At 48.3% G+C, this 13,291-nt stretch carries 7 protein-coding genes; 1 reads left to right on the top strand and 6 read right to left on the bottom strand.

Features of this window, described 5'->3' with window-relative positions:
• Positions 1-132: 132 nt before the first annotated feature.
• The 6 genes from K6T99_09035 to K6T99_09010 all read right to left on the bottom strand — a co-directional run bounded on the left by K6T99_09035 (position 133) and on the right by K6T99_09010 (position 10,976).
• Positions 133-1,473 (bottom strand): hypothetical protein, encoded by a 1,341-nt coding sequence (locus tag K6T99_09035; protein ID MCL6519965.1) that lies wholly within the window; start codon positions 1,471-1,473, stop codon positions 133-135.
• Positions 1,474-1,750: 277 nt separating this feature from the next.
• Positions 1,751-2,908: a Gfo/Idh/MocA family oxidoreductase gene (locus K6T99_09030; protein ID MCL6519964.1), complete on the bottom strand. Its 1,158-nt coding sequence runs from the start codon at positions 2,906-2,908 to the stop codon at positions 1,751-1,753.
• A 204-nt stretch (positions 2,909-3,112) separates the two neighbouring features.
• Positions 3,113-4,168: a peptidylprolyl isomerase gene (locus tag K6T99_09025; GenBank protein ID MCL6519963.1), complete on the bottom strand. Its 1,056-nt coding sequence runs from the start codon at positions 4,166-4,168 to the stop codon at positions 3,113-3,115.
• A gap of 141 nt (positions 4,169-4,309) precedes the next feature.
• Positions 4,310-5,233 carry a ribokinase gene (rbsK, locus tag K6T99_09020; GenBank protein MCL6519962.1) on the bottom strand — a complete coding sequence of 308 codons (924 nt, stop codon included), beginning with the start codon at positions 5,231-5,233 and terminating at the stop codon, positions 4,310-4,312.
• On the bottom strand, positions 5,227-7,515 hold the full coding sequence (locus tag K6T99_09015; GenBank protein MCL6519961.1) for a hypothetical protein: 2,289 nt from the start codon (positions 7,513-7,515) through the stop codon (positions 5,227-5,229). The genes rbsK and K6T99_09015 overlap by 7 nt, the downstream gene beginning before the upstream one ends.
• A gap of 278 nt (positions 7,516-7,793) precedes the next feature.
• The gene (locus K6T99_09010; protein ID MCL6519960.1) at positions 7,794-10,976 is read right to left on the bottom strand and encodes a S8 family serine peptidase; all 3,183 of its coding nucleotides are present in this window, start codon (positions 10,974-10,976) and stop codon (positions 7,794-7,796) included.
• Positions 10,977-11,254: 278 nt separating this feature from the next.
• Here K6T99_09010 and K6T99_09005 point away from each other — a divergent pair, with 278 nt between their 5' ends.
• On the top strand, positions 11,255-13,249 hold the full coding sequence (locus K6T99_09005; GenBank protein MCL6519959.1) for a transketolase: 1,995 nt from the start codon (positions 11,255-11,257) through the stop codon (positions 13,247-13,249).
• Positions 13,250-13,291 lie beyond the last annotated feature (42 nt).

The following is a 13,291-nucleotide window of genomic DNA, read 5'->3' as shown; positions in this document are numbered from 1 at the left end:
TATTTTATCCTTTGCGTTTCTTGGATAGGTTGTAAGCCGCTTTTGCCATTAAGGAAACTCAGGCGGGGAAAGTACTCCCCGCCCGAGCCAATATTAAGTCAAGCCTACTAAACTCTCTTGCGCCTGCGTAAACTAGCGAGCCAGTTCCAGACTCTGCTTTACTTCGAAGACCACCTGCACGCTACTCTGGGTCGTCGTAGTGCCTCGTCGGGTACCAACGCTGAAGCTTGGCCCGCTTGTAGTGGGCAAGGGTGGCGGCGGCTCCTCGAAACCGCCTGGACCACCTGTTGAGCTTGACACTCCCAAAGAAGCTCCGCTCAATACGCTGGATGCATAGCTCGACCCACTAGTTATTTGCTGAGCTAGCGCCGACACCGATGCCGAGTCAGTTTCTGCTGTAATTGTTGCCGTAGTCATCGACGAGATTAATTTGCCAACCTGATAAGCAAAATATGTGATTGTTTCACCCTTTATTTGTGAATTTCCCTTGAGCACTGTCGGGAACGGAGACCGTCCAATGCCTTCAAATGTCGTGACGATTTTTGCGCAAGGATAACCGTTATGCCATTCTGCCCCTTCTAGCGTGCTATGGGTATTTAGAACCAGTGACTCGCCAGTGAGTACATCCCGAATCACCTTATCCCTGGAAGTCCACGTATCGCCCACAACCAACCTGCTTGAAGGAAAATTCGGCAGGTCCACTGTTATCAACAAGCCTGGGGAATTTGAACCCATGATATAGCTAACTCGACCCGACAAGTCCTCAATATCATAAGCAGCACGAATATTAAGGTTTGGCGCAGGGACTGACCTTCCACCTTGCACAAGCTTAATCGTTCCGATGGGCTTTTGTCGGATTAGAAATGTACCATCTGGCCGAGCATCCTCGACTGACCTCCTTACTATTAATTCGGAGCCTTCGAATGCTTGGCCGACTGTGTTGGCAAGCTCTGTCGCCCCCTGAATGCTTTTGAGGCTTGCGGTAATGGAGTACTTATAGTCTACTACCATACCTTGTCTTAGCTTATACTGCAGTCTAATCCCACCAGGCGGAAGCTCGGCTTTGTTCTTCACGTACACTGTGATTTCTTTGCTTTTGCCAGTCTTTTTGCCTCCTGCATCCAAAGCTTGTACCTTTATGGTATGTTTGCCCTCTCGCGGTTTTCTTTGCTCTGGGGTAAGGCTCGGGTCGGTTTCCTCGGCTTTGGTATCCCAAACGTATACGTAGGATCCGCCATTTTCATCTGGATTTGAGACTGCTGCTCTAAAGCGGCCATCTATGAAGTAAGCGACAAAACCGCCTTGTGGAACGCATCTGCCTGGTACGATTATGCGCACTTTTTCTCGCACAGTTGCTCCATCCAACGGTCTCGCGATCTCGATGTCGCTTACATTTTGAGCGTGGAGGTATGTCAATTGCAGTACTGACATAACTACGCAGGTAATTATAATTGTTAGCCTACTTCTTAGCATATCTCTCTGGCCCTTCAATTCATTAAAGTCACCACAGGGTATTGATTGGAGACCGCTTGGGTATAAATCCATCCCCTGGGATTTTCAGACAGACTTAATCGTAGCATAAGGGAGGAGCGGAAGTCAACGAACCACCCCTCCCCGAAGCCTTTCCTTTAAGTTTGACTTCCTCGGCGGCCGTGCTGTTCCACAATTAGCCAGCCTTATGAAATTCGATTGCGGTTTCACAATCTATTTCGGTGCACCTAATCACCGCAACCAGAAAGCTAATCCCTGTTTATACTTTTACCCACTGTCCAGTCTCGGCCGACTTTTCTACAGCATCTAGCACCATTTGGCATTTCAATCCATCGTAGAAGTCAGGCGCCGGATTTTTGCCTGTAGCAATTCCGTTCATTAGATTGTATATCTGATGAACAAACGTATGTTGCCAACCTATTATGTGTCCTGCTGGCCACCAACCCTTGATGTATGGATGCGGCGGGTCTGTTACAAGGATTGTTTTCCAACCTTGCTGTCCTTCTTTGTCTTTGCGATTAAAGAATTCCAGCTCATTTAGTCTCTCTAAATTAAATCGTATGCTCCCATCGCTACCGTTTAGCTCGAAGTGATTTCCATTACGGTTTCCGGTGGCGAAGCGAGTTGCCTCAAAGGTGCCAACTGCCCCATTCTTGAATTTGGCGAGGAAAAGCGTCGCATCGTCAACAGTAACCTCACCCATCTGCTTTCCAGCTTTAGCGCTTAACCCTCCTGTCGCTGCTGAGAGAACTGGACGCTGTTTGATAAAGGTTTTCATTAAACCACATACCTCATCAAACTCACCGCAAAGGTAGCGGGCAAGGTCAATAATATGAGCATTGAGGTCACCATGAGCACCTGAGCCGGCTTTATCTTTCTGAAGTCTCCAAACAAGCGGGAATTCGGGGTCTACAATCCAATCTTGCAGGTAAACAGCCCTGAAATGATAAGGCGTGCCTATCATTCCCTTTTCAACCATTTGCTTTGCCAGCTCAACAGCTGGAACACGGCGGTAGTTAAAGTTTATCATGTGGATGATACCTGCCTTCTCGGCGGCATCTATCATCTCCTTACATTCAGCCGTGTTCATTGCCATTGGTTTTTCGCAGAAGATGTGCTTGCCATTTTTTGCAGCCGCAATCGCAATCTCTTTGTGCGTATCGTTCCCGGTAGCAATATCTACCAAATCGATGTCATCGGCTTCAACCACATGTTGATAACCTTCGCTTGACCGCTCCCAACCATACTGCTTTGCATATTGCGCCGCTTCAGCACCAACAAGCCCACATATCTCCTTCATGACGGGTTCGGCCTTGACATCTGGGAAAGCAAATGCGCAGTCGCGATAACCAACGCTATGCGCCTTCCCCATGAACAAATAGCCCACAAGTCCGACGTTGACCTTTTTCTTTGCCATTCCTAATCCTCCTCTTCGATAAACTTTCTTTTGATGTTTGGACTCTGCAAGCTAGAATGAGGTGTTTACGCTATCCGTAACATTTAAAAGCTAATCAGCTAATGAAAGCAGAGACCGGGCCTGCGGGCTCCGCGTTGGAGCCTGCAAGCCCGGACTTTTATTTTCAACTCACCGCAAGAGTTGGATCGCTCATTTTTGATTTATTTATGGTGCAGGAGGCGTAGGCGGTGGCGGCGGCGTAGCTGCTTCCGCATCGCTTACTCCAGGAGGAGGAGCACCGTTCTTTGGCTCCTCCTTGGGGGCTTCTTCGGTCGGCTGAGCGGCAGGCTTCGGCGACTCAGCTGGTTTGGACTCTTCTACTTTTGGCTGTTCTTGCTGTTTCGGCGGCTGAGGAGCCAGATAGTTTACAATCTTTGCTTTATTTCTAAGCGTAAGGAACCAATCATTCATTTTTTGTTGCAGTTGCATTGTAGTCAGACGATCTATTAGTTCCTTTCTTTCGTTTCCTTGCGCTTCCTTGCCGCTACCAAAATACTTCACGATTTGATACCCAATTGCGGTTTTGAATGGGTCGCTTATATCACCAGGTTTGAGCTTAGCAATAGCTTCCTCAAACTCCTTACCCATTGTGTTCTTGGGTACATAACCCATGTCGCCGCCCTTCTCTTTTGTCATTAGGTCCTCGGAGTACTTCTTTGCAGCCTCTTCGAATGCCAATCCATCTTTTATCTCTTGGGAGATCTTGGCAATCTTCTCTTGAGCTTCCTGCTCGGCTTTCTTTTTCTCTTCCTCGTCCTGTTTATACGGGACTTTTATTAAGATTCGCGAGACCTTTACTTGTCCGGCAAGATCCTCATCAGTTATCTTGATTGTTTTTCTGACTATTCCCTCGGCTTGAGCCTGGGCCTTTAACCTGGCAAACCAGTGTCCAGGCGTCATTCCGCTACGCTGCAAAGCTTCTTCCAAAGACATGCCCGGAGGAAGGAATTTCTTGCTCTCCTCCATCTTTTTCTTGACTTCTTCAGGGGTAACAACAATGCCCTGTTTCCTTGCCTCTTGTCCTATTAATCGGTGGTCAATCAGCTCCTCAAGCGCCAAGGGGCCGCTCCAATCAAATAGGATGTTTTCCAGCTCCTTTTTGGTGATTTTCTCACCATTCACGGTAGCCACTATGTCCGGCACCGGCTTAGCACAATATGCCGGAATTGCCGAGATTGCTATGACTACTGCAATTAAAATAAGAATTCTCTTTGTCTGCATTCGACCTCTCCTTTCGAAATGCGTTACCGCTTATGTTACAACAAATGCCATCGCAGGTCAATATGTCCTGACCTTTTCGCAAGCTATTCCAAGGCTAATTACCTTAGATTTACAATAACATTCACCATCTAGTAATCTGCTTTACTTCACCACCTCTTTGAGCAACTCTAATACTTCAGATTCGGTCGGCAAGGAAGGCTGAGCTCCCATTCGTGTAACCGAAACTGCCGCAGCGGCTACCGCAAATTCTACAGCCTTTCTAATACTTTCGCCTCGTGCAAGCGCCACCGAAAGCGCACCAGTAAAAGCATCTCCCGCCGCGGTTGTGTCCACTGCCTTGACGGGAATTGCAGGCAGAAGTTGGTTCCCCTCGCGCGTTACAATCAGGGCACCCCGTGAGCCAAGGGTAACTACTGCGCTGGCAACCCCAAGATCAAGCAGTCCTGCGGCAGCCTGCGGATTATCAAGCAAGCATTCACTCGGCAAATCAAGCAGTGCCGCCGCTTCGGTTTCGTTTGGCACTAGCACATCAACTAATCCAAGTAGCTCCGCCGGCAATTGCCTTACAGGTGCTGGGGTAAGAATTATTTTTACGCCGTGTTTCGCTGCAATACTTGCGGCGTGGAATACGGTTTCCAATGGAATCTCGAGTTGGAGAAGAAGAACTTTGCACTCTGCTAGGGCTTCTTGTGCTCTATCAACATCCTCCGGCGCAAGTCTTCCGTTCGCTCCAGAAGCAACAACAATTGAGTTCTCACCTTTTGCATCTACGAAGATTAACGCAACTCCAGAATGTGTGGAAGAATCCCGAACCATAAAATCTGTCCTAATTCCCTCGCGTTCAAAATTACTGAACGACAAATCACCAAAAACATCGTTGCCAATTCGAGCAATAAGAGTAACTTCTGCTCCGAGCCGAGCCGCCGCGACCGCCTGGTTCGCACCCTTGCCGCCAGGAGCCATTACAAATTCGCCAAAGACCGTCTCCCCCGGCATCGGCATACGCTCAGTTTTGGCTACCATATCCGTATTGCTTGACCCGACAACAACAATTTGGCTCACCAGATTTTCTCCTCCGGCTCGAGCTCCTTAATATCGCCCTGGCGTCCACCTATCCGTACTCTCAACTCATCCCGTGCTGGAATTGTTATCTTACCTACAATGCCAATCCTGGAATGTCGAACGGAAAGCGTTTGATCTCGCAGTGAGGGATTTTCAAGTGTAAGAACTATGTCGCTGTCAACCTCTTCTGTTTCCTTTAACCATATGTTATCAAGGACATATACCTCTCGGCTTTCGCTATCAATTACGACATCGCCAAATGAACGAGTGTACATATCCGCATACAGCACCAAGCCTGCACACCAAGAATGAGCAAGCTGAAGCATTGAGCCCTTGGGATGGGTCCAGTCGGTATGGAACCATTGTTCGGTTATCATTCCTTTTCTTGCATTGAAGTCTCCATCCTCGCGTGCAATAAATTGATGGAAGCATGCAAGATGATCCGCTGCCCTGCTAAGATAGTAGGTATCGCCTGTATATGACCACAGGCGCAGCATCTCGGGATGACATATTAAGCCGTAGTTGTGAATATGGTTGTTTGATGGGGACGCAATATCTCCGCCCATTGTGCGAAAATCGTATCTACCTAGAATTGTTTCTTGTGCGAAAACCGTATTGTAGACCCATCGAAAAGTGGCTACCCAATCAGCAGCACGCTTGGCAAGCTCCAGCCATCGGTTATCCCTGGTAGTCTCATACAAATGGAGATAGGCAATCAATGCGTTGTAGCCATCCTCTGAAGTAGGTGTGAGGTGCACGTCCTCCGGCGCTCCATAAATATATTCGTCTTCCACAAATTTTGAATAATATTCGCCAGCTCGTATCCCAGCATCGGCATACTCGTCATTGCCAAAATACCTTGAGCCAGCAAGAAGCGCAGGAATCCACATCAATCCTCCAGCGCCATCCCATTCTTCTACTTCACCCGTCTCTACGTTATAGTAGGAGCCAAAGTTCCCATCCGCTCGTTGGATCCTGAGAGCGACGTCGAGGTTGCTCCGAACAGCTGATGCCCAATTTTCATGAGCTTCTTTCGCATCCTCAAGTGCTTGGAGGAAAAACCATGTGGCTTCGCTGACCGTACGAGCCTGTATCCAATTAGGATTTGGGTTCCAGCCGGTTCCCCAACCTCGCTCTTGTGTCCATTCAGGCCAAAAGAGACCACACGGAGAAATCCCTTCATTGGCTATCTTGTCGAGCACCGAAAGCCCTGCTTCGGCATACTCTTTTATCCCTTTATCGCGCCCATATCGCCAAAGGACATAGGCATATGGAGCCCCACTAACCCAGGCAACGTGCATGTGTGGCCTGTCAACTTGGCCTTTACCTTTCCCAAAGTAGCTATCGAAAGCGCAGGTTTCATAAAGAACGCTTTGTTCGGCATCGTAATGCCAGCGATAAAGGCCATATGCTAGAAGTTCCTCGGCCTCAAGTTTCGTTAGCCAGGGATTGGTTTCGTCCTCAGACTCATTGTAAATATCGCGAATCAAGCCATTGTAGGCATGGAAGTCGTGCTCATCAACGTAGGTGCTAAACCCAAACGAAATGCGGTCGGCCGGCATTATAGGGGTTGTAAGTACTTCAGGCGCATTTCCATCCTCGCGGCACGAGCTATATTTCACAGGCTCTTCGGCGTACGGAAAGTTGAGCATCAACGCAATCTCTCCTTGTCTGCCCACAAAGCCAATCCCACTCTGCCCGTGACTGAACATCTCACTTGTTGCGAGACATGTTGTGAAGTTTTCTGTCCAACAGAAAACCGATGGGCATGACGAGCGATCTGACCTAAATGCCCAATAGCTAGATATAAAATCCTTGGGGCGATTTTCTTCGTATGAATAGCGGGGATACTTTCTCACGCAATTTTCGGGCCTGTTATGCTTATAGAACATCGCAGGCACCATCCAGCGGGGAACGCCGACATCGCACACTTCGAAGCGCACTCTTAAGCGACATTCCTGCGCATTGTCGCCAATGTAGGCAACCCGAATTTGCCAGTCGAATCTCGGCGCCTGGTCGCCAGCTGGAACGACACTGCCTGATAGATGCCAATCAGGGAGGCCTGGAAACTCTCCTTCGAATTCTATTTGTCCTTGCCCAAAAACCCTAACAATCCGTGCAGGAACCACAATGTCTTCTGCCCATAAGGTCAAGAAAACCGGCGCAGACATCGCAATTACAAGCTGTCCCGAACGCTCCAGGTACAGCTTTGGGACGAACCTTTCACCATCTGGCTCAAATATTAGCGTGGACTTTCCGTTTGTAATGGAAAATGCCCCAGGCATAGATATCACAATCCCATAATCGGCTCGGATATTATACGAAGAGGGGACAAATGGTGTCAATGTGATGTGATGCTAAAACAATTTCTAGGACTGAAGTTCAAAGCTAGGAAATTCAAACAAGCAGCCAGCTTTCGCAAACTCGGTGAAGAACCACCTAGGTGGTACCTAGGTGGTATAATGACTGCTTTCAACACCCTCCGCATCCCCCTGCATGTCTAATAAAAATAGGCTGCCGGAGAAACATAAACAAGTAATAGTTCGATTAACTTAAAATGCTGCTACTGAATTATCACCAAGTCAGTTGCTCGAATAAGCGGGCAGAGATTCGACCCCGACTGTATGCATGAACTAATACCGGTAACCTTTACATAATTGTTCACCGATGGGAAATCTGCAATGCCAATAGCAGAAACCCTTATTCCCTCATGTCCAGTGTCACCAGTAACTCGAGAGCCGTCATCTAGCCAAAAATCCGTTCCCTCAACGCAGGTTACGCGGCCGGTCGTACAGATAAGGAGTCCTATATTGTTAAGTCCGCATGCGCCGTCAATACCTGCCTGCCCAGCTCCCGTAACTTCGTTGTAATTCCAAGGCTCGCCTCCCACAGCGCGGTTGATAAGCAAGAGAGATTCTATAGGGCAAGAAGCCCCAACAGCGGCAGTGGCTCCATTTATGTGTCTCTCGCGGCCAATTGTTTGCATTGTTCCGCCAACATTTATAAGCTTACCTGCTGAAATTCCTTCTGGCATTTCAATAGGAGTAACACGAATACCGGCTGCTTTGCTTTCTTCCTCGATGTAGAAGCAATCGGTAAAAACTGCAGTGACTACCTTGTAATTCAATCCAACAGTGGAGCCATTCGGCAGGAGCTTTGCGCCGCCTATGGTCATTGGGGTATTTTGAACGACCGTTACACCGTCGGAAACGCCTATTTCGCTCCAGAGGCCGGCGCCATTTTTGGCTTTCACGAGCACGTAATAAACATGTCCATAAGAAAGAGAAAGGTCATTACGTGTTCCACTCTGCTGGGTGCCGACGCTTACCCAGCCGCCGTTTGGGATTATACCCGACTCAAACTTTGTCGTGCTAATGGCATATTGGTACTCGGCGATGCCAGACTCAGGATCCGATGCCGCCCAAGTTGCATGGATAGTGGTTGTACTCGTGGTGAAAGCGCCATCATCGGTTACCACCGGTGTGGTTGGCGGCGTAGGATCTGGAGGCGATAAATTCCACGTCCCGCTACCGCTTACACGTTTGATAACCAGATAACCGGTTTCGCTTGCAGAAGGTGTATAGCTAATCGCTTCATCAACGCCGCTTCCTTCGTTGGTACTGTAGGCGCGAATCACTGGGTTTCCTTTACTATCTGGTGTCCCCGAATAGAGATAAAGGTCAAAATCACCTGTAGAAGGAACATCCAGGTTAACCGCAAACTGTACACCTGAAACCAAATTGACCTTTCTGGCCCAAGCTCTTCTATCGTAATACCCTCCAGTAGTTGAACCGATGATTATTGAGCCATTATAAACCAATTTCACGGCTTCAACTGCAGCATCAGGATTTATAAGACCGAACCCCTCAAATAGGTCCTTAGGAGCTGCCGCACGCCCAAGCGTTGGGTTCGTGCCAGAATTGACCTCACGATTCGCATTTGACTCTGTGCATGTCGCGCACAAGAGCATTTTCACCAACAAAGGGTGAGCATTTGAATTGAAATTCCAAACAAGACCATTTTCCTCAAGCGCTTGAATTACTAACGCCGCCGCCCCCGCAACGAACGGTGATGACATAGAAGTTCCTGCCATGTTGCAGTAGTCATTTGCTTGCACATCGGCAAACGTAGAGACTTCGGCATCTGAATTGTTTGTATCAGCAGAAAGTATGAGCGAATAGTAGTACGAACCACCTGGCGCCATGACATCGGGTTTATAATCCTCGTCTGATCCAGGTGAACTAAAACCACTGCTCGTATACTGGGTAAGCTCATTGATGTCATTGCTCGCCGCCACGGTTATCGCAAGCGCGGCTCTGCCTGGGTCATCAATCTGATTTGCCCCACTGGTGCCCGGTCCATCATTGCCTGCTGAACAAACAATCACTATTCCGTTGTTGACAGCCGTATTTGTCTTTGCCCGCAGAGTAGTATTTAGACCCGGGCTCCCAGAGACTCCCAAGCTCATATTGGCAACCTTGATATTGTGAGTTACCCTCTTAGACACAATATCGTCCAGAGCTTCACCAATATCCGTTGTTGAACCTGTGCCATCGTTTTTAAATACTTTCAATCCTGCCCAGCGGCATCCGGGGGCAACACCTCGAAATGTATTGAATCCATCCCCAATTCCAGAATAGGTCACTGAGTTCGCCACCGCATATCTCCCAACGCTCTTGGATGCGTTTTGGATCAATCCGGCGGTATACTGATACTGTGACGAAGAGGTAAATGTGTTGGTCTCGGTAAGCGGCGAACTTCCGCTCGAAGCGCTACTTAACGCAGAATAGCTTCCGGTAGAACCATTCGCGCGGTATAAACCATATAAACTAGTAGTTTTGTCACCGACCCAAGTCGCAGTGCTTGTGAAGGTTGTATACAATCCGCCTGGGATATGGATTGGCGATGGGTAGAAATAGCCATTGGTTAATCCAGACATATCGCCGCTGTCGGTATAGTATAGCAACGACGTTGAAGACCCGGCTGCGCCGCCGGTTCCTAGAGCGATTCCAGCAACGTGAGTTCCGTGGGCGCCATGATCAATGGGATTGGGTTCATTATCACTTGTCCAGTCCTTCCAGTACTGCATTCTGCCTGAAAGGTCGGTATGCGATGCATCTATTCCCGTATCCAGGACAGCAATTGTCGTCCCACTGTTGCCCGAATATCCTGAGGAATTGCCGGCAAATCCTGGGGCCCAAATAGGGCGAACCCTGCCCGTCCTGGTCGCCTCATCAAGGTGAAGTTCAACTGGTTGGTCTTCGATTATGGCTACCAAAGAGTCGCCCATTTGAGCCTTAAGCATTTCGACAGCACCGAGCGGCATTATTCCTGTCCAACCATAGCTAACCGCCCGATAGATATGTTCAACTTTGCCTCCCAAGGCGATAAAATTTTCGAGTTGCCCCTGCGTAATTTGGCGATTAAATATCAACTCAACCCGGACGGGTACATCCAGTTGCTTTTTAAGTAATGCTTTGCGAAGCGGGTCAGGTGTGAGAGCAATTGCGTTATGGATTTCGCGAATTCGCTTTTGGATGCTATCCCCTATCTTGTCACAATCGCCATCTGCTTCCAGTGGATGCACAATCATAGGCTTTACATTAGGTTCAGGAGGTGGAGCAAGGACAACTTCTAGTTGTGCGGAGGCTGGTGCGTAAAGGATAAAAAGTAAAATTGCCGTGAGTAGCCAGAAAAAAGGTCTAAAGAGCTCGCCCTGAATCGCCTGATTACGGGATGTTCTCATATAAATTAAGCCTCCTGGCAACACGCACGGGAAGCAACAAGGGAAGCGTGAGGTGGGTACTTCATCTGTTATATTTTTAGCATGCTTTAAGCGATATGTCAATACCAGTTTTTATTCTGAAACTCTCAGCAGGAGGGTATTTGACTAAAAGTCAAGAATAACTAAAATAAGGATAGTGTTTCGGCTTTTAGTTATTAAGGATGTTATAGATAACTGGTAGCCGATATTTCAACTTATTAAAAAAAATAATCAAAATCTGGCAACTTTGAGGAGGACAAATGGCTGTTAAGCAATCGGTGATTTCCGAAGAGGAAGTGCAGAGGCTAGAAGCAATTGCTAAGGAGCTTCGAGCCTACAACCTTATTTCCATATATGCTGCCGGGTCAGGGCATCCGGGCGGAACGTTATCAATAATCGACTTCGTTACCGTGCTTTATTTCCACACGCTAAACCACAAACCGGATGACCCATGTTGGGAAGGTAGGGATCGAGTATTTTGGTCAACCGGTCACAAAGCGCCAGCGTTGTATGTAGCCCTCGCGCGAGCTGGGTACTTCCCAATCGAGGAAGCTATGCGCCTCCGCCAGCTTGGAAGCCCATTCCAAGGACATCCAAATATGCTGGAACTCTGTGGCGTTGAAATCTCAAGCGGCTCGCTTGGCCAGGGGCTGGGTGTTGCAGTTGGTGCGGCCCTCGCTGCAAAATTAAACGGCCAGTCACACCGAATCTATTGCATCATGGGTGATGGCGAACAGCAAGAAGGAAGCATATGGGAAGCCGCCATGTCGGCTAGCCAATTCAAGCTAGACAATCTCTGCGGAATTCTCGATAAAAACAAGCTTCAAATTGATGGTTGGACGAAGGATGTCATGAACATTGAGCCAATTGCCGACAAGTATCGGGCTTTTGGCTGGCACGTTATTGAGATAGACGGTCATGATATTGCTCAAATCGCAACGGCGTTTGAGGAAGCAAAAACAATCAAGGGCAAGCCAACAATAGTAATTGGCGACACGATTAAGGGCAAGGGCGTTTCATTCATGGAGAATGAAGCGGGCTGGCATGGCATAGCCCCTAAGAAAGAACAATTCGAAAAGGCAATTGAGGAACTAAGATTCCCCGGGCTGACAGATGAAAGAATCAAGGAGTTGCTCGACTACGCCTCAGCTCATGCCAAACGCGCTGCGGAAAATGCAAAATCGAAACTACCTAAATTCAAGCGCGATTACTGGTGGAACTCCAGCAACGAAATGCAAGTTGAAATGGAACCAACTCGAATGGGCTTTGGCAAAGGGCTTGCAAAAATTGGCGATGATCCAAGAATTGTAACAATTCACGCCGATATATCAGCCTCAATTCGTATTACTGCCTTCGAGGAAAACAATCCCGAACGCAAAAACCGAGTCTTCAGCGTTGGCATTGCTGAGCAGAACATGATGGCAGTTGCAGGTGGCCTTGCGAAGGAGGGAAAAATTCCCATTACTGGGACCTACGGCGTATTCGCTGCTGGTCGGGCATGGGACCAGATTCGCACAACTATTTGTTATGCGAATCTCAACGTGAAAATTGCAGGCGCACATGGTGGAATCTCAGTTGGGCCAGACGGTGCAACTCACCAAGCGCTTGAGGAAATCAGCCTTATGGCAATTCTCCCGAACATGAACCTGATTGTGCCAGCAGATTCCATAGAAACCGAACGAGCAACCAAGATTGGGATCCTAGACGTTGTTGGCCCGGTTTATATTCGGTATGCAAGAGAGGCAACGCCGATAATTAGCACTTTCGACACGCCTTTCGTTTTTGGGAAAGCCAATGTAATTCGCTACCGAGGCGCAAAACCTAATTTCGTTGATGCCTTCGAAACCATTTTGGCGTCCGAATATAAGAACGAGAATGAGGATATTGCCATTATCGCATGTGGACCTATGGTTCCTGAGGCAATGCGTGCGGCATGGATACTTAAGGAAGAGTTTGGCATGGAAACAAGGGTTCTAAACGTTCACACAGTCAAGCCAATAGACAAGGATGCTATCATCCGTGCGGCAAATGAAACTGGCGCTGTTATTACTGCGGAAGAGCACCAAGTCGGCGGCTTCGGAAACATCGTAGCAGGAATCCTACTGAAAAGCACTGAGAAGCCGATAGCATTCGATATGATAGGAGTTCAAGACAAGTTCGGCGAATCAGGACAGCCTTGGGAACTCATGCAAGTATTTGGCCTATGTGCAGAACATCTTGCTGATAGGGCGAAGAAGCTTGTTGAATCGAAATAATGTGGGCAGGTTATAACAAAGTCTGCTGCCAAAAACCCTGCG

This window comes from Armatimonadota bacterium (assembly GCA_023511795.1).
Classification (GTDB): Bacteria; Armatimonadota; UBA5829; order DTJY01; family DTJY01; genus JAIMAU01.
This window is presented reverse-complemented; position numbering and strand designations above follow the sequence as displayed.

Excerpts from the sequence above, each read along its gene's own strand:
- K6T99_09035 (MCL6519965.1), bottom strand. The coding sequence starts at position 1,473 with ATGCTAAGAAGTAGGCTAACAATTATAATTACCTGCGTAGTTATGTCA.
- K6T99_09030 (MCL6519964.1), bottom strand. The coding sequence starts at position 2,908 with ATGGCAAAGAAAAAGGTCAACGTCGGACTTGTGGGCTATTTGTTCATG.
- K6T99_09025 (MCL6519963.1), bottom strand. The coding sequence starts at position 4,168 with ATGCAGACAAAGAGAATTCTTATTTTAATTGCAGTAGTCATAGCAATC.
- K6T99_09015 (MCL6519961.1), bottom strand. The coding sequence starts at position 7,515 with ATGCCTGGGGCATTTTCCATTACAAACGGAAAGTCCACGCTAATATTT.
- K6T99_09010 (MCL6519960.1), bottom strand. The coding sequence starts at position 10,976 with ATGAGAACATCCCGTAATCAGGCGATTCAGGGCGAGCTCTTTAGACCT.
- K6T99_09005 (MCL6519959.1), top strand. The coding sequence starts at position 11,255 with ATGGCTGTTAAGCAATCGGTGATTTCCGAAGAGGAAGTGCAGAGGCTA.